Source organism: Methylobacterium sp. CM6244 (assembly GCF_054817885.1).
The window spans coordinates 4122133-4145600 of sequence record NZ_CM139247.1 but is presented as its reverse complement, the minus strand read 5'-3'; the positions used below and the strand labels follow the sequence as shown (position 1 = coordinate 4145600).

The window sequence follows — 23468 nt, the reverse complement described above, 5'->3', positions numbered from 1 at the left end:
ATCCGGTCGACCTTTAGGGAACGGTGCCTGTGGCCTACTTCATATCATATGCACAGAACTGCGAAGACGTCATGTTATGGCGCGCGCTTGGCTCGGCAATTCCCGAAGGAGAGGCTGGCTTCTACGTTGACTTAGGTGCGGGCGATCCAACGCGAGACTCGGTCACCTTGGCTTTTTACGACCGTGGTTGGCGGGGGATAAATGTCGAAGCCAATCCACGTTTGCACGCATGCTTGCAAACGAGCCGCCCCAGGGACATAAATCTAAACCTTATAGTCGGCGAAAATACTGGAACAGGCACTCTATACATTGCCGAAGAAGATGACAGAATTTCAAGCACAGTCGGTACAATCATAGCCGAACTGACAGATTCAGGCAGAGCATTAAGTGCGGTGTCTGTCCGCAGTGAACCGTTGAGTAGCATTCTCACTAAACACGCAGAATTAGAAATCCATTTTTTAAAGATAGACGTCGAGGGTGCTGAGTATCTCGTACTAAAACATACTGATTTCACAAAATGGCGCCCTTGGATCGTTGTAGTTGAAGCTTTAAACCCAACAAATTTACTCCCAAGCCACTCGACTTGGGAAAGTATCTTAATAGAATCAGGCTACCATTTTGTATATTTTGATGGTCTGAATCGCTTTTACGTTGCGAACGAACAAGGCTCACGCCTCGACAAAGCCTTCGAAGCCCCCCCGAATGTTCGCGATGGGTATGTCCGCAGCGAAGAAGCGACGAAGATGCAGCTTAAAGAGATTGAGCGAACTCACACAGAAGTCGTCGTGAACCTACAGCACGATAATTATGCGCTGCAAAAGGAAAGAGATGCCTGTCTTGCAGAACGAGACCAAAACAGATTTGTCCTCAATAGGGCGCTGGCTGACTACGAGAAAGCAAATATGAATTCTTCAGATCAAGAGAACGAGACTTCAGATCTGCGCAAGCGCATATCGATTTTGACTGACCAGAATGAATGCCTAACGGCCGAACGTGATGGCTGGATGCAAGAAATGTACGAAACTAACCGGCATCTTGCATATTTAGCCCAAGAAAGGCAAATCCTACTAGAACAGCTTGATCGCAAAGTTCAAGAGACAGAACAGCAAACAATAGCATTAAGCCAGCAAGTACAAGCAATATGGTCTAGCACATCTTGGAAGATAACTGGCCCCATGAGACGGTTGATGCGTCTATTAGGAAGAGCGCGTTAAGCCATGGTACACCTTACAAATACGGACGCACAAGTTTGCGTAGTCGGTCGATGCAATTTCTCGACCGGAATTGGAATGATCACTTACGGCGTGGCAGAGGTGTTGTCTCGAAGCTTTGCAACCTGCATCCTGCCTACCGAACCAGAACTACGAGCGCAACCGTTTATTGTCTTGCCGAACGGCAGGAGAATACCTGTTTGCAAAGCCACGGACGGCATAAAAGTTTCTTTCTTCTGCGATGTCCTATGGAACGGCGTGCATGATTATAACTATACACTTATGCCCGCTGGTAGCTTAAAATATGCCTATCTTTGCTACGACTCAGACCAGCTTCCTCCGCGCTGGACCCAACTATTAAACCAGCATTTTGATTTGATTATTGCCTCAAGTCCCGAAATGATAAATGTAGCGATTGACTCGCAGGTCGAGACACCAATTGCGACCCTGCCGATTCCCTTGGACATAGAATCCCTTCTAGCGAAGGGATTAGACGGAGTAGAAAACGACAAGATCAGATTTGGCTCTATAGTTGCATTCCATCCCCGCAAGGGGGTACAAACGCTTGTCAGAGCTTTTATCGAAAATTACAGCAACAGACAGGACGAAGCAGAGCTTATCCTTCATTCCAACCTTAGTTTTGGAGAAGGACTTCAAGATATCCGCCGCATGGTAGCACAAAGCGGCATTAACAACATCATAATCACTCATGGATCGCTCAGTCATCAAGATAAGAACAACCTGATCTCGACGTTTGATGTATTCGTGAATTGCTCACGAGGAGAGGGATACTCAATCGGAGCACGTGAAGCACTCGCTTACGGCAAAAGTCTTATCCTCTCTGATGTCGGCGCACATAAAGATCTCATCGATTTGCCTGGCGTATTTACAATTGATGGGGACGTAAGTTTCCCGGCGCGTTATCCGGAGATCGACAACGGTGTGTTTGGCCGGCAAAAAGCTATACGTGTTTCTAGTACAAAAACCGCACTGAAACATGCTTTCGATTTTGTGCGATCAGACAATTACAAGAAAACAATTATAGAGCGTCGCCGTCGCGCCCATATATTTACGTTCACTGCTCTTACTACACCATTTGCTATGCTTGTCGATCCAACCATTGGACATTTTAGACATTACAAATCTCATTCGCGTCTAATTGATATCCCAGACGATGTTAAATCTGTTGTCCTTGAGCGTCTTGGACCAAGGGCAAATTCCCTGAGCCACAAACGGCGAAAGGTTATAGCCGCGCACGATGGCGGTCTGTTCTCAATTTTTAATGCCTTCATGAATCATTTAACCTGGGATATTCACGAGGATCGTTGCCATTGTACTTTGCCCGATTGGGACGTAGATCGTCTGATAGAGCGATTGCAGGGCACTCGCATCATGAGCTTTTGCTATGGCAGGCCAGGAGACGGCAACATATGGACCCGACTTTTTGAGCCTTTACATGGTCTAACGGCTGAGCAGATGAACGACCGGGCAATTCTTTATCAGGGTAGCGGCGACCCCCTTTTTGGAGGCGACTATTCCAAAGAGCCATTTATGACTTATGTTCACGCCCATAAACTGTATCGTAGTCGCGACTTTTTGGCTTGGCGCAAACAATACCATACGGTTTTCAACCGTTATATCCATCTGCTTCCTCATTTACAGGCTGAGATCGATTGCTTCGCTAGGGATAGGATGAGTTCGACGTTCATGATCGCTGCCCACGTCAGACATCCGAGCCATACAGTCGAACAACCCGACCATGTTATTGCCGGCACAGAGAAGTATATCCGGCAGATTTACGAGCTATTGGCGCAACGAGGCATTCAAGTGGCCGATCCTGATTGGGGTGTATTCCTAGCCACTGATCAGGAAAAAGTGGTGAGATCGTTTCAAGAAGAATTTGGCGACCGTGTCGCCTATTTCGAAGATGTCCGGCGAACTAGAGCCAGCGAGGATGCAGCTTTTGAAAAGCTTTCTGACGCGGAGAGGAACCAAGAGGGCTATCAACTGCAACATCTGGTAGCAGCATCGAGAGACCAGTGGACAACGGATATGGCATGGGAAGTTATCCGTGATGCCTATTGCATGGCTCGCTGTAATGTTCTTCTACATGTCGTAAGCAATGTATCTACTGCGGTCTCCTACATGAACCCTGATACAGAAATGGTGTTCTGCTCAACCACTCATGATACGCTGTAAATAGATTTTCCAAGGAGAAGGATGGCTCAAATGGCGAACACAAACCGTATCCTCGTAACTGGCGCCGGCGGCCTTATGGGAACGGCATTGATTGATGAGCTATCGCAGAATTCTGGTAAGACTGTGATTGGCGTCAACAGCGATGACGCGGACCTGACTGATTTTGAAGCCACGTGTCGTTTATTGAAGAAAACATCTCCTGATATTGTCTATCATCTTGCGGCCCGAGTCGCGGGAATCATGGGAAACATGAAAGCTCAAGGGCAAGCTTATTTCGATAATATTAGAATCAACACAAACGTCATAGAAGCATCACGCTTAGCGGGCGTAGCAAAAGTGGTCGGCATGGGCTCAACTGCAGTATATTCTGACGTAGTCCCGCTGCCGATGAGGGAGGAAAGCGTTTGGTTTGGCGCGCCGCATAGCTCGGAAGCAGGCTATGCTCATGCTAAGCGGGCTATGCTCGCACAAATGGAAGCTTATCGCGACCAGTACGGAATGGATTTTGCCTTCTGCATTTCAACCAACTTGTTCGGACCAAATGATAAATTTGATGAGAAAAATGGTCATGTTCTACCGTCTTTGATCTCGAAGTTCCATCGTGCGGTAAAAGAGCAGAAGAATATTACTATTTGGGGAACAGGCACACCCGAGCGCGATTTTTTATATACAAAAGATGCAGCGCGAGCCATGCGTCTCATAGGCGAAAACTTTAGCGGTGCTATTAATATGGCCTCGGGGAACGCGATATCAATTTTAGAAACAGCTAATTTGCTAAAACGTATTTCCGGACTTGAGGAGGCTTTGGATTGGGATCGCTCAAAGCCGGACGGCCAAAAATTGAGGAGCTATGATACCTCAAAACTTCAGTCGCTTGGATTTTCTCCCAAGTATGACTTGGAAAGCGGTTTAACAGAGACCTACAATTGGTATAGCGAGAATGTAGATCGCGCCCGCCGCTAAACCGTATGCGTTTAGACGATAAAGTTCTGAATAAATGAGAACCACCTTGCGATAGGCGTTGGTTGCTTAGAAGTGCCGTCAATCTAATATCTGAAAATTCAGCTAAACATAATCATGGCATAGAAAATCACTGATGCACTTATTTACACCTACTCCTTATCTTCGCATCTAACCACATGCTGCAAAATATGCTTTTGTCTGTGCTAGAACTTGTCGCGCAGCAATGGCGATTGCTTAGAAACAGGGGTATGTTTAGAATTAGATTCGGTTCATGCGACAGCAAATGCCGGCCAAGTTGAGAACCAAATGCTGGACGTTGAGGGTGCGGAGAATTTGCCTTGCGTAACGGCGATCCGTACAACGCCGCGTCATTGAAAACCTCATTCACCCGTTGCGGTTTGTGACCGCGCCGTTCTGGGATCTGCACGATTATGGCGAAGAAGGCCCTCATCACCGGCATCACCGGCCAGGACGGTGCGTACCTGTCCAAACTCCTTCTGGACAAAGGATACGAGGTCTCGGGGCTCGTCCGCCGCTCCAGCACGGCGGAGGTGAACGATGTACGCCTGAAATGGCTCGGCATCGAGAAGGACATTCGCCTCATCGACGGCGACCTGCTCGATCTCTCGGCGATCCTGCGGACGGTGCAGGAGGTTCGTCCAGACGAGATCTATAATCTGGCCGCGCAGTCGTTCGTGAAGTCGTCGTGGCAGCAGCCCCTCCTGACGGGGGCCGTCACGGGCCTGGGTGTCGGAAACGTACTGGAAGCCTGCCGCCTGCAATGCCCGGACGCCCGTTTCTACCAAGCCTCGTCCTCTGAGATGTATGGCCTGGTCCAGCAGGAGATGCAGTCGGAGACGACGCCATTCTACCCCCGCTCGCCCTATGCGGTGGCCAAGCTCTACGGTCATTGGATCACGGTGAACTATCGCGAGAGCTTCGGTCTGCATGCGTCGAGCGGCATCCTGTTCAACCACGAATCCCCCCTGCGGGGCATCGAGTTCGTCACCCGCAAGGTCACCGACGGCGTCGCGCGGATCAAACTCGGCCTCCAGAACGAACTCCGGCTCGGAAACATCGATGCCCAGCGCGATTGGGGGCATTCGCGCGACTATGTCGAAGCCATGTGGCTGATGCTGCAACAGGACGTCGCCGACGACTACGTCGTCGCCACAGGCCGGACGGTGACGGTCCGTGACATGTGTCGGATCGCCTTCGAGCATGCCGGTCTCTCCATGAACGATTATCTCGTGATCGACCCGGCGCTCTATCGGCCAGCCGAAGTCGACATCCTCCTCGGCCAGCCCGCAAAAGCTCAGGCCAAGCTCGGCTGGAAGGCGAAGACGACGTTGGAAGAGATGATCGTGGAGATGGTCGATGCAGACATGGCACGCATCCGGCGCTGAAATCATAATGCGCTCTCACGTTTCGTTCACGCCGGACATGAATCCCGGTCTCCGGACCATCTGCTGTCCGGAGCGCTCGGCCCAATGACGCGGATCATTGCCGTAACAGGTTCATCCGGCTTCGTCGGACAGTGGATGTTGCGCCATCTCGATGAAGCTGATGCCACTTGTGGGGTCACCTTCTTTGAGGGCGGCCATGGCGACATGCGAGATGTAGCTCAGGTCAATGATGCGGTTGCACGACTCAAACCGCACGCAGTCGTACATCTGGCGGCAATCGCCGCCCCGGCGAGAGCGAAGGACGACATCCGGACGGCGTTTGACGTCAACCTTCTTGGAACCTTGAATCTCGCCCAAGCCATTCTCGCGCACTCTCCGCAGACCCGTCTCGTTTTTGCTGGAAGCTCGGAAGTCTATGGACGCAGCTTCAACCGCTCGGTCACGGCTGTCTGCGAGGACGTGCCATTGGAACCGACTTCCGCCTACGGTGTCACAAAGGCATCCGCCGACATCCTGCTAGCGCAACTCAGTGGCGAGGGGCTCGATGTCGTCCGCATGCGACCCTTTAACCATACAGGCCCGGGTCAGACCGATGCTTATGTAGTTTCGTCGTTCGCGCGACAGATCGCCCGTATAGAACAGGGCCTACAACAACCGGTCATGAAGGTTGGTAACCTCCTCGCGGAACGGGACTTCCTAGACGTAAGAGACGTGGTAAGGGCCTACGTTATGGTGGCAAAGGTTGAGGATTCTACGCTTAAGGGCCGGGCCATCAACCTTGCGAGCGGAGTTGGAATCAAGATCTCGGAAATTCTAAAAATTCTCGTATCTATGAGCTCTGCGGAAATTGTGGTTGAGCAGGATCCGGCACGGATGCGGCCCTTAGAGATCAGTCGGTCAGTAGGCGACCCCTCAGCGGCACTTCATTTATTAGGATGGTCACCGACGATTCCGCTTCGGAAAACGCTATCAGACGTCCTGTCCTACTGGCGGGACGAGACTGCGCGCCGGCCCTAAGGGTGGAAAACGATCATGACAGGTCGTTTTGGTAATCTGTCATAGCTTTCGATAGCGTTTCTTGAGAAATGTGGCCAGTTGTCTGGCAAGGACTCGCGCCGCCGCCGCGAAACCGTTAGCAGACCATGTCGTCCGGAACGATCGGGTTGCTATGGTAACCCTATTGGCGGCACCGAACCATGCCTCGCGCCCTGCATCTTCGAGCAATGTCACTCGCGTTTGCGGGCGATGCCTACCTCCATCGGGCTTGGCCCGATGGAATCTCCAGACGCCCTCGTTCGTCTCGACGTCCGTAAGACCTTTGCGCAGTGCCAATGCCGTATTGCGCCATGTAAAACTGCGACGAATCAGGCGCATTCCAGCTAATCCGACTTCTTTCCGGCCCTGATCGCCGAGGTCGTAGGCCTCGCGCATGCGCGCGACGAGATCTCCAACATTCGGCTCCCACCAATGCCCGACATCGGCGAACCCCATATCGGAGTAATCGGCTGGCGCCTTCCGTCCTTCAAAGAAAAGTGCACTCGGATAGACGAACTCTCTCGAAGCGCCATAATTGGCAAAAATCGAAGTTGTGCCGCATGCCAGGGACTCGGCCGTTACAAATCCGAATCCCTCGCTCCGAGCGGTCGATAGCACTACGTCGACACCACGGTAGATCGCCGCGATGTCACCATCGCTCAGCGAGCCGACGATCTCCCATACACTGATTCCGTCTTGCGACCGCTCCTCGATGGCAAAAGGACCACGACGAATCGGGGCCGCGGCACTCCCGCAGAAGGCCCCTTTGAGCGCCGTTCCCATTACGATCAAACGGGTCAATGGCCGCTCTAGCCGAAACAGCCGCCAAGCTTCAAGACATACATCAAGGCCCTTGCGGTGCTGATTGTGAGCAAACCAGAGGAAGGTCGTCTCGTCGTAGGCGCGATGCGGGGTGCCCCACGGATGGAACAGATCCGTGTCAACACCCAGAGGAACGTGCCGGACGTTACTGAAGCCGCCGGAGCGGAAAACCTCGGCATTCCAAGCGGAGGCGACGAAAACCGCTCTGTAGCGCCCTTCGAATCCAACCCAGTTGGACGGCAACCTGTCCGTCTCCCACACAGAATACAAATAGTCGAAGGGACGCAAGCCAGGGTGGGCAAAGGACAAACGCGGCGCACGCATGTCGAGGATACCGCAACGATCGAGTTCCTCGCGAAGGTTGCGCTTCACGCGCCCCCAGGAACTGGTGTCGTTTAGATGAGGACTGTTTAGACGCACGCCATGCGTCGATAAAGATCGTATACCGTCGAGCCCGGTGGTAAGGCTTGAAGTTACTACAGGCTTCGTCAGGGTGATGCTGACCTTTGGTAGGGAAGCGCAGGCATACCCCGCATCCCGTAATCGAAGGCCCAGCCCAGCACTGAATCCGACCAGATCCTGCTGCAGAGCGCTGGCGTCGAGGTCATCAATGGCGGACATGCGCAGGAGAGCGCAGGAAAGGAGACAGTAATCTGCCTCCAGACGATTCGGGGTGGGATCGAGCACCTTCGGGTCGGGACCCAACCGGTTGTGGCGGAGATCCCAACCCGAGCGTTGCGCCTCGATCCTGCTACCGTTTTGGTCGGTTAGAGTAAGGGCGGGCGACACGATCGCCAAGCCCGGATCCGCCTGCATTTCTGAGAGTAGTACGCTCACCAGGGGGGGCACACTCTCCGCGCTGCCATCGATGAGGAGAAGGAAGGCCGCGGATCTGGATCGTGCAACCCGATGCGTTTGCGTCCACAACTGATTGAAGGAAAGGTCTTCATCAACGGGAAAGAATTCGATGTTGAGGGTGCGGCAAAGCCGGGTCATGTCGTCACCGGCCGAGCCACCAAAAACCAGAATCTGCCCGCTAGGCGCATCGATCGTCGCGATAAGGCTGGATAGATACGCGCTGCTCTGAGGCGCAATGACAGCCACCAACAGGCCGTTAAAGATGGCTGGCATGAGCGAACATTTCTTCCCTAAGGCGCAAACACCAAGAACCGCCGGGTGCGCTCCGTCCCCGATGCCCCTCATTCGTTACTTGGCGACGGACAGACCGGGAGTCACTCTGAGCGCAGCCTCTCAAACTCCCAGTCTGAACTGACTTACGCCGCCTCCCAGTGCCCAAGCGCAATGCAATGTAAAATCTTGGCCTGAATATGATCCAACGTAGAGGCGCTTGTTCACAAGATCGGTACGCGCAGGACATCACCCCAGCCCTTACCATCTTGAGTTGCTTCCAACTCCACTAGGGCGCTTCCGGCGGGGATAGTAACAGCAAGAATGATGTCGCGGTCGGAGGGTAGGATGAACGGAATTGTCGCACGAGCCACGTCACCAATCGGTGCCCCAATAACGGTAAGCGATCGCACCGTTAGAGCGAAGCCGAGCCTCTGCTCGTCATCGAGATTGCTCGACCACGCGACCCCAGAAAGATTAGTCACCCGCACCCGAATTCTAGCTCTACTATTTCCGAATAGTTCGATGGATATTACTTGGATACTATGAGCCCTTTCTCCCGGCTCAAGTAGCCGCAACATCCGAGTTTCACCGATATCATATGCAGATGCATAGGGGTGTCCGTCTTTGGGACGATACTCCATTTGCCATTTGCCATCTCTCACGACCCGCAAGGCGAGCCGTGCCGACTCGTCCCAGTCCGGCCATGTGAAACTTGTGCTGTCTTCAGCAGATGTACGTCGCTCGCCGCGAATGAACCGGCGAACCACATTCGCAAGGGAGGAGGCGTCACCGGGGGTAAAGAACAGGACGTTCTCCGTGCCTTCCGTTACCTCGTGAAAAACAGGAATATCGGCAGCGATTACCGGCTTGCCGAAATGCCGGGCCTCGACTACCGGCAATCCGAAGCCCTCGGTATACGAAGCCGCGATCAGCGCGTCGGCATCGGCATAAGCCTCGATCAGTTCGACGTCTGAAATACCCTGACGCAAATGAAGCCGCCGCCCATATTCCGGATGGGTTCGTATGCGCTCAATAAGCAGCTCGGTGCTCCATCCGGCTCGCCCTATGATAACTAGTTCAGTATGAACACCGTCCGCCCAAAGCGATTCAAACCCTTTTAAGGCAACGTCATAGCCTTTCCGCGGCTCGATCGTCCCCACCATTAGAAAGCGGAGCCCCTGGTCGGATGATCGCGAATGTGAGGGTCGATCCACCGTCTTAAGATCGGCACCGAGCATAAAATAACCGATTTTCACTGGCCTAGGAAAGTTTAATGCCTCTAGAAGAGAAAAAAACTCCCTAGCTGTAGTGCGAGAATTGCAAATGAATCCTGTTGAGTATGCAAGGGCTGAAGCAAGCCAGTTTTTGAAGATGCTTGGCAAAAAATCTTCACAGAAAGCCGGGTAGAACAGCGGAACAAGGTCATGCAACATCGAGACAACATTTGCCCCGCGCAAACGCGCAGGAATGAGTTGGAGGCGATGGGCTTCGTGAAACAACCATGAACTATCTAACATGAAGACTGTATCGTCGGGTCTGATGAAAAATTGTTGATCAACGATCGGCTCGATCGGCTTAGTTGGCTTAATCCCTACCCAGGAGGCCGGTTGCAAGGAGATATCATCGTCTCCGAAAAGTATCACGGCCCCCGCGGTTGCACTCATCCGCTGACTGATTTCCCGAGTAACCCGCTGGATGCCCGTGCCGCCATCGTTGGCCAAAGTCGCGGTACAATCGATGAGAAGCCTTGGAGGCAAAGAGGCAATGGGTTCAGCGCGCGCAAGAATCTGGGCAATGTTCGCGGATTGCAGACATTCTTCTCGAATAATGGCCAGAGCAGCGCGGCGGCGTGCTTCCAACGACGGGGGCATAGCGTGCTTGGCAGTCACGACCCCTGCGAGAGCGGCGTGCGCTCGTTGCGCCGATCGTTCCCAAGTAAAGGTCTCAGCCCTGAAACGCCCGGCCACGGTGACGGCGCGAGCGAAGCCGGAATCCTCGATCATTCTAGCGATCAAGTTCGAAAGGCGGTCATGATCGTCCGGATCGAACATCAAGTCCGGGTCCTGGACGACTTCAGGCGCAGCACCCCGATCCGCGACAATGACCGGAGCGCCGCAACGCATTGCTTCGAGGGCGGTAAGGCCAAACCCCTCGAGATGAGACGGCTGCACGACCACAGCGGCGGCCCTATACAACGAGACAAGCTCCAAATCCGAGACATGCGCGCGAAGGACGAGCATGTTGGATGGCAATCCAAGCTCCTGCCATCGGCGAATAATGTTCTGCAGCAGTTCCTGTGGGTGATCACCCGCTAGGACGAAACGAGTCGTAAAACGCAATGTGCTGTCGAGACGGGCAAAGGCTTCTATTACGGCTACGACATTTTTTCGCCAATCAAGACCGCCGACATAAAGCACATAAGGCCCAGGTGGCGTTTGCATCGACGGCATATCAAGTAAATGAAGGAAATCTGCTGACACGCCAGCGCCGATATTGACGTGATTTCCTTCTCCGGCGATCGCAACCGCTTCCCGCGTGGAATACTCCGAGATACAGAGATTTAGATCGTATTGCTCAAGAATTTTCAGTCTACGATTGTAGCTCGCCCGTAAACCAGCATCGTTGAGATATCGATCAGGGTAGCGGTATGGAATCGCGTCGTAGAAAATCGACGCGAGCGGGCACCCAAGAAGCCGACTAGGTTCGAGCGGCATTGCCACATCGCCTTGACCTTCGAACGGACTCGTAGAGACAGCAACATCCACGCCCAGGCAGGCGACGTGATGGGCGAGTGCAATCTGTCCCAACCGACGTGCAGGGGTATGGCCGAAGACTGCCTCGCCCCCTTCGCGCGGGCTCTCCCACATATGGATGTCTCGCGGCGCGATCCATGCGGAAACAGCACCACGTGCAGCCAATGCTTCATCGGGCATCGAAGCATTGAACGATATCGACAACTCGATATTGTCACGCTGCGACAATGCGCGAAGCAATTCCTGCGCATAGCGGCCGATACCCCGAAGCCGGCTCCCAGTCTGCAGGCACTGACCGTCGAACCACACTTTCATGAAACTTTTCCGTTGGAAGGCAGTGCATCGATCAAGGCGTGCCATTCGGTAAGGCGCTCAGGTTCGACGGACAACGCGTAATTGGTATAGGCTAGCCTCTTAACGATCGCGCGCTCGGCCCGTTCGTGTTGCAGCGCTATAAGCAATCTGTCCCGGAGAGGTGGGATGAAGTCGAGCAAAGTAAACGCCGCTCGCCTTAGAGACGGTCGTTCGCGCAAGAATGAGGATGCCCTGGCAAGCACGGAGCGAGCTCGCCGCTTCAATCCGATAATTTTGCTTGGACGATTTGCAAATCGACTAAAGGATGTGAAGTCTCCCTGTGTTGCACGTTTAGCGACACGCAAAGGCGCCGTAACACGCCAGGATGTGCTTGCACGCGTCGCGGAGAGCAAGCGTTCAATATTTTGCGCTGAAATTGCATGGTCCACCATCGCGGTTAATTGACGGCGCATTCTATCGCACTCAGATACGAGCGCCTCGCGGTCATTCGCAAGTCGGTCACGCTCCAGCAATAGGAGATCGCGCTGCGCAGAAATCTGATCAAATTCCTTTTGCGAGGCCCCGGGATAAGATTTGGTATTCAAGAATGCTTCACGAAGTCGGGCTGCGCCAGGAGCGCGCCCAAGAAGACTTATTTCGAATCGATCGAAAATGTTTGCGCCTGGCCCAAAGAACACAGCCAGATCTATATGCGTCTCAGATAAATAATATCGGTTGAGTCCGTCGAAATAGGCGTACTGATAACCTCGTTGCAGCAACTCCGACTCCCAGACATGATGAACCGGAGTTTGTGCCAGCGGCTCCATACTCTCGATCACGACGATCCAGGGCCGGATGTCACAATCGCCCCAGCTTTCTAAAACGCTGGCCTCGAATCCTTCAACATCGATCTTCAACCAGTGGATATCGACACGACAGGCATCCCTCAAGACCCGATCGAGCGACAGCACGGGAACGACCGTCTCGACGCAATGGTATCCCTTGGCCTTATGCGCCGCCGCAACCGTTGCATCCGCAGTACTCAGACCAGTCTCGGGAAACTCGAAGAAAGTAAGATCTTGATCTCCCGTTCCGATGGCGGCCTGAATGATCCGTTCGTCGGGGCGGTCTGCGCGTAACTTGTCGGCATAGGCTTGCGTCGGCTCAATGCTGAAGCCACGCCAGCCATTCTCGTAGAAGCCGCGGCTGACAGAATCGATGTGAGGATCCTGAGCGCCGATGTCGACATAAAAACCATTTGGAATGTCCTTCAATGCCCGCCACAAAAGGACATCCTCAAAATTCTGCGCATAGCAAGTAAACATGTCAGCGTTTCCCAAGCTAGAAGTCCGTTTCGATAGCACCTCATCATCGAGGAATATGCGAGTGAAAATGCAATTATCAGCAGTAGAATGCCATGCTAAAGACGAGCATGACTACGATTCACCAAGCCTATCAGTTACGCAATTTCAGGCAAGAATCCTGATTAATTACAATCTGAATCATCTACGGACTTCGTCACGAATTAATTCATTTCTTGATCCTCTAGATAATTAATGATGCTTCGTATTCTCAACAAATAGATGCTAGAAACGAAATAAAAGCGCCAAAGGCGAACTAAATGATCAATTTTTACCAAAATTATAGACCGAAAACAAACAATTGATGTCGACTTTTCAAATTTTTACTTAAGATCGTCCTGAGCTTAATCCCCTGCATACGCCGCTAACACCTCGTCCGGCGCTCCGTCCATCATCAACGTACCGCCCTTCATCCAGAGCGTGCGGTTGCAGAAGCGCTTGATTGAGCTGTTGTCGTGGGAGGCGAGGAACATGATGCTGGCCTTCTGGATCATGCCGTGCAGCCGCTTCTCGGCGCGTTCCGCGAAGGCGGCGTCGCCGACGCCGATCACTTCGTCGAGGATCAGGATGTCGGGGTGGACGGCCGTGCTGACGGCGAAGGCCAGCCGCAGCATCATGCCGCTGGAATAGGTGCGGATCGGCAACGAGAGGAACTCCCCGAGTTGGCTGAATTCCTCAACGTCGGGGACGATCGCCTGGGCCTGTTTGTGGCTCAGCCCCAGCATGATGCTCCGCATCTCGATGTTGTCGTAGCCCGTGGCATCGCCGTCCATGCCCATGGACAGATCGATCAGGGAGGAGATGCGCCCATCGATCATGGCGGTCCCCGAGGTCGGCGGATAGACCCGGCTGAGCACCCGCAGAAGCGTCGTCTTGCCGGCGCCGTTTCCGCCAACGAGGCCGATCCGGTCGCCATCGCGTGCCACGAAGCTGACCGCGTTGAGCGCCTTCACCACCTGGACGCTGCTGTCGCGGTCATTCTGCAATCCTCCGCCGACCGTGCGACGCAGGATCTCGCTCTTCAGGGCACGACCGCGCGAATTGTAGACAGCGAGCTCGACGCTCGCCTTGTCGAGGACGATATGAGCCATCCTGCCCTCAGAGCCAGTACACGACGCGGTGCGAATATTTGCCCGAGAATGCCAGGGCGACCAGCCACCCGGTGACCAGCAGGCTGAGCAGGATCAGATAGGACGTTGCGCCCGGCAGATGGCCTAGCAGTGGCTCGCGCATCACGTCCAGCATGCTGGCAAAGGGATTCAGGATGAGCACGGGATGGTCGACCCGCAACTGTGAAGGCTTGAACACGACCGGCGAGACGAAGAACGCGACTTGTACGACGCTCGCGATGATCTGCGGAATGTCGCGGAAGCGCGCCGACAGGATCGCCAGCAGATAGCCGATCCAGGCTAGGTTAGCGAGCACCATCAGCAGGCCGGGAACGAACAACAGGATGTGCCAGTCGATCGCCGTGCCGGTGACGAGGAACAGGACCGGTAGAATGATCAGGTTATGGGCGAAGATGAAAAGATTCCGGGCGATCGTCCGTAGCAGATAGGTGAACCGCGGGAGCGCAACCTGCCGGATGATGCTGTCGTTATCGGTAAAGCTCGAGCAGCTCTCGATGATGATCTGTGAAATCAATCCCCAGAGGACGAGGCCGGTGCCGAGATGCGGCAGATACTCGGCCATGGAGGTGCCGAACAGCGAGGCGTAGATCCCGCCCATGCCGAAGATCATCACGGCCATGCTGAGGGTCAGCCACAACTGGCCGACGCGCGAGCGCCGGTACCGACGGATCACGTCGTTCTTGGCCAGCATCCACCACATGCGCCACGCGCCGAAGCCTCCCAGGACGTCGGCTGCCCCTCCTGCTACCAAACCCATGCAGTCTCTTTCCCGGAGCCCCGCTCCTGTGGAGCGGCTCATGATGGCCCCCCCCAAAGCATGCGCCCGCGCGCATTGGCAAGTTTTTGATCATCGGGGGGCAGGATATCCGCTCCGGAAGCGGCACCGGGGCGGATGACGGACAGAGCTATGACGGCTCGCGGCCGGCGGCATGCCGGGCCGGGCGAATCGCGGCGTCTCAGATTACCTGCGCCGCGTCGTCGGCAAGGGCGAGAAGCGTCTGGCGCAGCCAGCGATGGGCCGGGTCGTCGTCATAGGAGGCGTGCCACAGCATCGAGATCGCCACCTCGTCGAGGGCCAGCGGCGCCGGGCTGACGGCGAGGCCGAGGGTCCCGGCAAAGAGGGTGGCGAGGCGCTCCTGCATGGTGGTGAGAACGGGCGCGCTCCGCACGAGGAAGGGCACAGCGAGGAAGCGCGGCGTCGTCACCGCAAGGTCGCGGCGAAGGCCGAGGAGGGCGAGGGCGTCGTCCACCACGCCATGCGCCGTTTCCTTCAGGCTGGTGAGCACGTGGGGAAAGCGCAGGTAATCGTCCAGCGAGATCGGCGGAGTGAGCCCGACGAGGTCGGCATTGAACAGGCAGACGTAGCGGTCCCGGTAGAGCAGCCTCTGCTTGTGGTGGGTCTGGCCGTGGCTGAACGTGCCGATGCCGAGATCGACCCTGTCCGCATCGAGTTCCTGCAGGATGCGGATACGGTCGATGGAGCGCAGGAGCAGGCTGATCCCCGGTGCGTGCCGCCGCAGATAGGCCAGGAGCCGCGGGCCGAGCAGCACCTCGGTCGAATCGGGCAGGCCGATGGTGAAGGTGCGCGTTACGCTGCGCGGATCGAACGCCTCGTCGCGCCGGACCAGCGACTGGATCTGGCGCAGCAGGGTACGGACGGGTTCGGCGAGGGCGAGGGCGCGAGGGGTGGCGCGCATCCCCTCCGGTGCCCGGGTGAGGAGTTCGTCGCCGAAGGTGGTGCGGAGCCGGGCGAGGCTGCTGCTCATGGCCGATTGGCCGATGCCGATCCGGGCGGCGGCGCGGGTGACGCTGCGCTCCGCCAGCAAGGCATCGAGGGCCACGAGGAGATTGAGATCGATGCGCGACAGATCGACGTGATCAATAGTCATTATCGATTCTATCTTTTTGATCCATGCTGCAGCGCACAGCATATCCGGTCTCGAAGCAAGGGCGCGCCGCGCCCCGCCCAACGAGCGAGTCCCGATACCATGACCTTTCGCAACCTCATCACCAGCGTCCTTCTCGCCGGCCAAGCTTCCGCCGAGACGATCAGGCCCTTGGGTGGCGGCAGCGTCAGCCTCGGCGACCTCTCCGGCGTGGCCTATTATACCACCGAACCCAAGGGCTATCGGGTCGTCGTGACCCTGGCCCGCACCGAAACCAGTCGCGCCGTGCGGTTCGAGACGATCCTGGCTTCCGGCCAGAGCGTGACCCTCTCGACGCCGCAGGAACTCGGTGCCACGGCCGATTCCATCGAGATCACCCGCTCCGGTGACACGGTCGCGGTGAGCAGGCCCCGGCCCGAGCCGCGACGGGAGGCCGCCGCCCGCGATTGAGGCAACACCAGACGACGATGAGTGTGGCTCATCGTCGTCTGCCCGGGCGATTGCTCGGAAGCGTGCGGGGGCACTCTTCACGAAGCCTGTCCTGCGGGGCAGAACCGTCCATCATCGGTTGGGCTTTCTCCGCGAGGTGGAATTCATGGTGGGACAAGATTCATGGCAGGACTGAAGGACAAGCGCGGCTTCATCGACAAGGACAGGCTCGATCTGTCCGAGCGGCAGGCCGTGGAGCACTGGATGAAACGCTGGGGCGTTACGCGCGATCAATTGATCGCCGCCCACCGCAAAGCGGGCCATATGGTCAAGGACATCGCCGCCGAACTCGGCAAGAAGCGCTGATCGGGCGGATGCCGGCCAGAGGTCGCCGGCACGAGACGCAGCGGGACGGGAAACGTCGGGACCACGAGGCGCGTTGAGACGCGGCGACGGGCGAGAGCGGGAGGCGGGCGGGTGCCACTGAAGAGACACGGGCTGCTCCCCTGGGGCGGCATGCTGAACGACCGCCGCTACGCCGTCTCAGAATCCGCCCGCAGCGCCGACCTGCGCGCCCTCAGCGCACCGGACCGCGGCCGTTTCCGCAAGATCGTGAGCTGGAACCTGCTTCGGCGCACGGGTGCCAAGGTCGACAGCATCGTCGAACTCGTCCTACGCGAGCAGCCCGATCTCCTGCTGATGCAGGAGGCTACGAAAGAGATCGCATCGATAAAAGAGCGGCTCGGGGGCGACTATGCCTGGGCTCCGCTGCCCGGCCGTATCCATGGCCTCGCCATGTGGAGCCCGGTGGCCTGGGCCGCGCCTCCGATCGTCATCAAGCTGCCGTCCGGCGCCTTGGTCGACCGCGTCTGCCAGATTCTCGACATGGGGGATTTCGGGGTCGCCAATGTCCATCTCTCGCATGGGCAGGTGCTCAACCGGCGGCAATTGCGGCGGATCGAGCAGAGCCTTCCGGCGCGCGCGGCGGTGATCGGCGATTACAATCTCATCGGTCCGGCCCTGCTGCCGGGTTTTCGCGATGCCGGGCCGCGCATTCCCACGCATGCCATGGTGGACCTCGTGCCCCTGCGCATCGACCGCTGCCTCGTACGCGGCCTCGCCTGCCTCGGGCGTACGGTGCTGCCGCGCGGCGCTTCCGATCACCGGCCCATCGTCGTGCACCTCGCCCCGGCCCCGGCGCAGCCGACGGCGCACGATATCAGAGGTATGGCAGCATTAGTCGCACGGCTGCGTCGCGCAGCCGGACGGGAAGCGACCGCCGCGCCAGTTCTTCGGACGTCAGGCGCGCCTCCATCTTCGTCCGCATGAACCGGTCGAGCCGGTCAGCGAAGGCGCGGTCATAGACCTCGACATTGAGCTCGAAGTTCAGTCGGAAGCTGCGCATGTCCCAGTTCGCACTGCCGACGAAACTCCACTCGCCATCCACCACCAGCAGCTTCGAATGGTCGAAGGGCGGCTCGTCGAGCCAGATCCGCACACCGCTCTCGAGCAGGGGCGCCACATGCGCTCGCGTCGCCCAATCGACGAAACGATGGTTGCTCGCACGGGGGATGATGACGTCGACGCGGATGCCGCGGGTCGCCGCGAGGGCGAGGGTGGTCGATAAAATCTCGCTCGGCAGGAAATAGGGGGTCACCAGCCGGATGCTGTGCTGAGCGCAGCTGATCGCCGACATCACCGCGAACTCGATCTTCTCGATATCGGCATCCGGGCCGGAGGTGACGACGCGCGCCTCGATCTCGCCCGCCGCACCCAGCGGGGGAAACCAGTGCGGACCGTCGAGCTCCTCCCCCATCACGAAGGCCCAGTCGCTGGCGAAGGCCTGGGAGAGCTGTTCGACCACCGGACCTTCGATGCGAAAGTGACTGTCGCGCACGGGGTCGGGCGGCGACGTCGCCACGAGGTTTTCGTCGGCGATGTTGATGCCGCCCGTGAAGGCGATGCGCCCATCGACGATGAGGATCTTCTTGTGGGTGCGCAGGTTCAGGAACGGCATGCGCCAGGGCAGGGCGGAATGCATGAACAGGCCGACCGGCACCCCCGCCCGGCGCAGGCGCCGCGCCATGGCGGGAAAGAAGTAGCCGCTGCCGATCCCGTCGATGAGCACCCGCACTTCGACGCCCCGTTGCCGGGCGGCCAGCATGGCCTCGAAAAAGCGGCCACCGGTGATGTCGTTGCGGAAGATGTAGCTCGACAGGGCGACGCTCCGTTGCGCGCCCTCGATCGCCGCCAGCATCGCCGGATAAGCCTCGTCGCCGTTGCGCAGGGCCTCGAACGCGTTGCCGCCGAGGAGGGGTAGCTGGGTGATCTGCCGGACGGCGCGGTCGAGGGGACGGAGTTCGTCCGGCACGGTGGCATCGGGAAGGGCCGGGGCGTTCGCCCGCTGCGACGGCCTTACCCGCAACTGGCGCGCCCGGCGCGAGACCCGGTTCACGCCGAAGATCGCGTAGAGGGCCGTCCCGAAGATCGGCGACAGCCAGGCGAGGCCGATCCAGCCGATGGCGGTTCCGATCTCGCGCTTGCGCAACAGGGCATGGACCGTGACGAGAAGCGCCAGCACGATGCCGAGGAGGGCCAGCACCTCGGCCCGGATCGACCCGGTCGCCTGCAGCCATCGGTGGAGGAGGTCTTCCAAGGATCACCCCAGCCTGAAAACGGGATCGCGCAACGCGGACCTCTTTAGCCCCGCGCCCGCGGAAAAACCTAGCCTTTGCCCGGCGCGGCGGCAGGCACCGGAGGAAGCGCCTCCGCACGCGAACGCGGTGGCCGCAGGGTCTCGGCGAGCAACTCCACCTGCGTCACGAGGCGGACGAGAGAATCGGGGCGGGGCAGATCCGGATGGGAGGGCAGGGCGCCGCCCTCCTGGGCGAGACGGGCGAGAGTCTCGGTGATCCAGGCGATCCAGGCGCAGCCGACAGGCCCATCGGTGCTGGGGTCGGCGGCATAGCGCAGGGCGGACAGGCGCGCGCCGATCCGGCGCAGGGTCGCATCGGCGACCATCGCGGTCTGGACCTGCGGGTGGCGCCCGGCGCGGGGCTGCTGGAGGGCGCGGGAGAGGGCGGCTTCCAGGGTGTTGAGGGCGAGGCCGCTGGCCCGCGCCGCGGCTTCGGCGGCCCCGCTCCGTTCGGCTTCCGCCCGGTTCGAAAGCACGGTGCGCGCAAAATCGGCATGCGCCTTCACCGCCTTTCGCAGTTCCAGGCGGACCTGATCCGGCTCCCAGACCGGCCATAGCAGCAGGCTGCTCACCACGGCGATGAGGCCGCCGAGCAGAGTGAAGAGCGCGCGCATGCCCGCCACTTCCCAGGAGGCATGGCCTGGCTCCATCACCTCCACGAGCAGCACCACCAGGGGCGTCAGGCAGGCGATGAAGAAGGCATAGCTCACCTGCCGGGCGGCGAAACCGATGATGCTCAAGGGGAAGATCAGGGCCGAGAGCGCCAGGGTCGTCGTGGCGAGGCTGGCGAGGAGGGCGCCGAACAGCCCGCCGAGCACCGTGCCGCCGATCCGCTCCAGCGCCCGCTGCCAGGTAGCGGCGTAGAAGGGCTGCATCGTCAGCACCACCGTGATGGTGAGCCAATGCGTGAACGGCCCCGGCCAGAGCAGGGTTAGGCCGAGGACAGGCGCGGTGACGACGCTGGCGCGGATCGCGTGCCGCAGGTTCGGCGAGGCGAGGGTAAAGTTCGCCTTCAACGGGCCGAGCAGCCGTTGGCGCAGGGGCAAGCTGGCGCTCCCCAATAACGTGCCGCCGGGGCGATACCCTTCCGGCGTCGAGAGCTTGGCCCCGATGCGGACGCGGTCGAGGATGCGCTCGGCCAGCGCCTTGAGAGCCGGGTCGGATGCGAATCCGCGCCCCGCCCGCGCGATCGAGCGCTCGATGCGCGGCAGGTCGAGGACGGTGTCGTCGCGGATCGCCCGCGCGACCACGAGGAGGAGCGGTCTCAGGCGACGTAACAGACGCCGCGTCCGGACCTGCCGATTGGGATTGCGGTCGGCCTCGATCCGGTCGGACAGGGCGATGAGGGCGGCGAAGATCTGCTCCGCGGTCTCCAGCCGGATCAGAGCCTGGGCGGTGCGGTCGGAGACCCTCTCGCGGCTGCGGGCGATGTCGACGATGAGGCTGCGGGCGAGTTCGATCGCTTCCCGCGCGCCGCGGCGATGGGCGCGCGCATGGTCGTCGAACCCGGTCGCATCGGCCTCCTCGGCGGCCGCGAGGTCTTCGAGATCGCCGCTGAGCAGAGCGAGCCTGCGCCAGACCTCGGCCACGGCCCGCTGCGTCGGGCGATAGGGGTTGAGCCGCCAGAGGGCGAGGGCCAAAACCGTCGCCCACAGGCCGCCGGCCAGCACCATCGCACCGGCGATGACGGCCTCGCCGCCGGTGAGCGGACGGTCGAGGGCGAAGGCCAGGACGAGGACGAGGACGTTGCCGGCGGTCTGCTCCTGCACGCCCCAGACGCGGGCATAGGTGCAGCAGAAGATGACGAGGGTGGCGAGCGGCACGACCACGGCCGGGCCATGGGGCTGGAGCAGACCGAACAGGCTCCAGATCAGGCTGCCGAGCACCGAGAACACGGCCAGCACCATCAGGCGGGAGCGCACCGGACCGCCGATATCGGCAAAGCAGGTGAGGTTGGCCGCCAGCGCCATGATGAGGAGCGGCGACCACGCCACGAATTCGTGGAGAAGGATGACGGTGCCGAAGGCGCAGGCCGCCCGTATTCCCTCGATGATGCTGAGCCCGCGCGGGTCGAGGGCGACGGGCAGGCGGGCCAGGTTCGATCCCGGCGCGGACAGGGAGCCCCGGCCCATCAGGAAGTCCGCCACGCGCCCACGCCGGAGGCCGCCGGACCTTGGGGCACCCGTCTTGGCCATGGGTTTCGGGGAGAGAGGCAACTGGGGCGCTCCACCGGGCGGCCTGCCCGAAGACGGGCGGTTTAGAGCCGATCGCGGCGGCGCAAAACCCTCGATGGCCGCCTCGCCACCCGGGCCGGCATCCAGCGCATGCCGACCCGGCGGGCTTTCACATGAATCGTATACATTTTTCTCCCGGTGAGCTGGAAGGAGTCCAGTCTGGCCGGTGCTTTGCATGGGGGGACCGGAGACCGGCAAACTTGCCGGACGTGGATCCTCGAGGAAAAGCACAACACGATGAGAGCCTTGGCAGAACGTCTTCGCGTTGGACTCGTGGCCGCGGCGCTGGCCAGCGGCGGCATGATGCCGGCGGCTTGGGCTCAGGGAACGCTGCGGATCGGCATGACCGCATCGGACATTCCGCTCACCACGGGTCAGGCCGACAATGGCGGCGAAGGCATGCGCTTCACCGGCTACACGGTCTACGACGCCCTCATCAATTGGGACCTATCGAGCGCCACCAAGCCCTCGGAACTCGTCCCGGGCCTCGCCTCGTCCTGGGCGGTGGACGCCACCGACAAGACCAAGTGGATCTTCACATTGCGGCCCGGCGTGACCTTTCACGACGGCTCGCCCTTCACCGCGGAATCGGTGGTGTGGAATCTCGACAAGCTCCTGAAGAACGACGCACCGCAATTCGACCCGCGCCAATCGGCGCAAGGGCGCTCGCGCATCCCCGGCGTCGCCAGCTACCGCGTCGTCGATCCGATGACGGTGGAGATCACCACCAAGGCGCCGGACGCGACGCTGCCCTACCAGATCGCCTGGATCATGATGTCCTCGCCGGCGCAGTGGGAGAAGCTGGGCAAGAGCTGGGACGCCTTCGCCAAGACCCCGTCGGGGACCGGCCCGTGGAAACTGACCCTGTTCGCCCCACGCGAGCGCGCCGAGATGGCACCCAACGCCGAGTATTGGGACAAGGCGCGGGTTCCCAAGCTCGACAAGCTGGTCCTGGTGCCCCTGCCGGAGGCCAATGCTCGCGTGGCGGCCCTGCGCTCGGGTCAGGTCGACTGGATCGAGGCCCCGCCGCCGGACGCTGTCGCCTCGCTCAAGGGGGCGGGGTTCAGCATCGTCACCAATGCCTATCCGCATAACTGGACCTGGCACCTGTCGCGAGCCGAGGGCTCGCCGTGGAACGACATCCGCGTGCGCAAGGCCGCCAACCTCGCCGTGGACCGCGAGGGCATGAAGGAGATGCTCAACGGGCTGATGATCCCGGCCGAGGGATTCATGCCGCCGGGCTCCGCCTGGTTCGGCTCGCCGACCTTCAAGCCGACCTACGATCCCGAGGCGGCCAAGAAGCTCCTGGCCGAGGCCGGCTACGGCCCGAACAAGCCCATCGTCACCAAGATCCTGATCGCGCCCTCGGGCTCGGGCCAGATGCAACCCCTGCCGATGAACGAGCTGATCCAGCAGAACCTCGCCGATATCGGAATCAAGGTGAATTTCGAAGTCGTCGAGTGGAACGCGCTCATCAACCTGTGGCGGGCCGGCTCGAAGGCCGACGTATCGCGCGGCGCCACGGGAATGAACTTCTCCTACTTCATCCAGGACCCTTTCACCGGCTTCATCCGCCATCTCCAATGTAATCTGGCCGCCCCCAACGGCACGAACTGGGGCCATTACTGCGACCCCGAGATGGACAAGCTGTTCGACCAGATCCGGACGACCTTCGATCCCGTCGAGCAGATCAAAGTGCTGCAGAAGGTCCACGAGAAATACGTCGACGAGGCGCTGTTCCTCATGGTCGCCCACGACACCAACCCGCGCGCCATGAGCTCGAAGGTGAAGGGCTTCGTCCAGGCCCAGAATTGGTACCAGGACTTCTCGCCCATCACGGTTGGGAAGTGAGACGCATCCTCCCTCCCCCTTGTGGGGAGGGACCGAGGGTGGGGGTCGCTCCGCTAGCCTCCGCAGGA

Annotated in this window: 17 protein-coding genes; 9 read left to right on the top strand and 8 right to left on the bottom strand. The window is 59.0% G+C overall.

Features of this window, described 5'->3' with window-relative positions:
- Window positions 1-29: 29 nt before the first annotated feature.
- The 5 genes from ACYQML_RS19485 (at window position 30) to ACYQML_RS19465 (ending at window position 6796) form a co-directional block, all read left to right on the top strand.
- A complete protein-coding gene (locus ACYQML_RS19485; protein WP_461233762.1) occupies window positions 30-1214 on the top strand; it encodes an FkbM family methyltransferase in 1185 nt (394 codons plus the stop codon).
- A 75-nt stretch (window positions 1215-1289) separates the two neighbouring features.
- A complete protein-coding gene (locus ACYQML_RS19480) occupies window positions 1290-3410 on the top strand; it encodes a glycosyltransferase (RefSeq protein WP_461233761.1) in 2121 nt (706 codons plus the stop codon).
- 30 nt (window positions 3411-3440) lie between these two features.
- Complete coding sequence (locus tag ACYQML_RS19475; protein WP_461233760.1) at window positions 3441-4373, top strand: GDP-L-fucose synthase family protein; 933 nt, start codon at window positions 3441-3443, stop codon at window positions 4371-4373.
- A gap of 431 nt (window positions 4374-4804) precedes the next feature.
- On the top strand, window positions 4805-5779 hold the full coding sequence (locus tag ACYQML_RS19470) for a GDP-mannose 4,6-dehydratase (protein ID WP_461233759.1): 975 nt from the start codon (window positions 4805-4807) through the stop codon (window positions 5777-5779).
- 84 nt (window positions 5780-5863) lie between these two features.
- Window positions 5864-6796 (top strand): GDP-mannose 4,6-dehydratase, encoded by a 933-nt coding sequence (locus ACYQML_RS19465; RefSeq protein WP_461233758.1) that lies wholly within the window; start codon window positions 5864-5866, stop codon window positions 6794-6796.
- Window positions 6797-6835: 39 nt separating this feature from the next.
- Here the strand turns inward: ACYQML_RS19465 and ACYQML_RS19460 are convergent, their stop codons facing one another.
- The 6 genes from ACYQML_RS19460 to ACYQML_RS19435 form a co-directional block, all read right to left on the bottom strand.
- Window positions 6836-8767: a glycosyltransferase family 4 protein gene (locus tag ACYQML_RS19460; RefSeq protein ID WP_461233757.1), complete on the bottom strand. Its 1932-nt coding sequence runs from the start codon at window positions 8765-8767 to the stop codon at window positions 6836-6838.
- A 221-nt stretch (window positions 8768-8988) separates the two neighbouring features.
- Window positions 8989-11835 carry a glycosyltransferase family 4 protein gene (locus ACYQML_RS19455; protein WP_461233756.1) on the bottom strand — a complete coding sequence of 949 codons (2847 nt, stop codon included), beginning with the start codon at window positions 11833-11835 and terminating at the stop codon, window positions 8989-8991.
- The gene (locus ACYQML_RS19450; protein WP_461233755.1) at window positions 11832-13139 is read right to left on the bottom strand and encodes an FkbM family methyltransferase; all 1308 of its coding nucleotides are present in this window, start codon (window positions 13137-13139) and stop codon (window positions 11832-11834) included. The genes ACYQML_RS19455 and ACYQML_RS19450 overlap by 4 nt, the downstream gene beginning before the upstream one ends.
- A 380-nt stretch (window positions 13140-13519) precedes the next feature.
- A complete protein-coding gene (locus ACYQML_RS19445) occupies window positions 13520-14266 on the bottom strand; it encodes an ABC transporter ATP-binding protein (protein ID WP_461233754.1) in 747 nt (248 codons plus the stop codon).
- A gap of 7 nt (window positions 14267-14273) precedes the next feature.
- The gene (locus ACYQML_RS19440; protein ID WP_461233753.1) at window positions 14274-15062 is read right to left on the bottom strand and encodes an ABC transporter permease; all 789 of its coding nucleotides are present in this window, start codon (window positions 15060-15062) and stop codon (window positions 14274-14276) included.
- A gap of 199 nt (window positions 15063-15261) precedes the next feature.
- Window positions 15262-16194 (bottom strand): LysR family transcriptional regulator, encoded by a 933-nt coding sequence (locus ACYQML_RS19435; RefSeq protein WP_461233752.1) that lies wholly within the window; start codon window positions 16192-16194, stop codon window positions 15262-15264.
- 99 nt (window positions 16195-16293) lie between these two features.
- Here ACYQML_RS19435 and ACYQML_RS19430 point away from each other — a divergent pair, with 99 nt between their 5' ends.
- The 3 genes from ACYQML_RS19430 to ACYQML_RS19420 all read left to right on the top strand — a co-directional run bounded on the left by ACYQML_RS19430 (window position 16294) and on the right by ACYQML_RS19420 (window position 17949).
- Window positions 16294-16641, top strand: coding sequence for a hypothetical protein (locus ACYQML_RS19430; RefSeq protein WP_461233751.1), 348 nt, complete (start codon window positions 16294-16296; stop codon window positions 16639-16641).
- Window positions 16642-16803: 162 nt separating this feature from the next.
- A complete protein-coding gene (locus tag ACYQML_RS19425) occupies window positions 16804-16986 on the top strand; it encodes a DUF3606 domain-containing protein (protein ID WP_056427268.1) in 183 nt (60 codons plus the stop codon).
- 111 nt (window positions 16987-17097) lie between these two features.
- Window positions 17098-17949 carry an endonuclease/exonuclease/phosphatase family protein gene (locus tag ACYQML_RS19420; RefSeq protein WP_244477999.1) on the top strand — a complete coding sequence of 284 codons (852 nt, stop codon included), beginning with the start codon at window positions 17098-17100 and terminating at the stop codon, window positions 17947-17949.
- Here ACYQML_RS19420 and cls read toward each other — a convergent pair.
- Together cls and ACYQML_RS19410 are read right to left on the bottom strand one after the other, a co-directional pair.
- Window positions 17840-19276, bottom strand: coding sequence for a cardiolipin synthase (cls, locus tag ACYQML_RS19415; RefSeq protein WP_056427276.1), 1437 nt, complete (start codon window positions 19274-19276; stop codon window positions 17840-17842). The genes ACYQML_RS19420 and cls overlap by 110 nt on opposite strands.
- Window positions 19277-19344: 68 nt before the next feature.
- Window positions 19345-21510, bottom strand: a complete 2166-nt coding sequence (locus tag ACYQML_RS19410; protein ID WP_461233750.1) for an FUSC family protein — start codon at window positions 21508-21510, stop codon at window positions 19345-19347.
- Window positions 21511-21786: 276 nt separating this feature from the next.
- Here ACYQML_RS19410 and ACYQML_RS19405 point away from each other — a divergent pair, with 276 nt between their 5' ends.
- Window positions 21787-23400, top strand: a complete 1614-nt coding sequence (locus tag ACYQML_RS19405; RefSeq protein WP_056427282.1) for an ABC transporter substrate-binding protein — start codon at window positions 21787-21789, stop codon at window positions 23398-23400.
- Window positions 23401-23468: the final 68 nt, after the last annotated feature.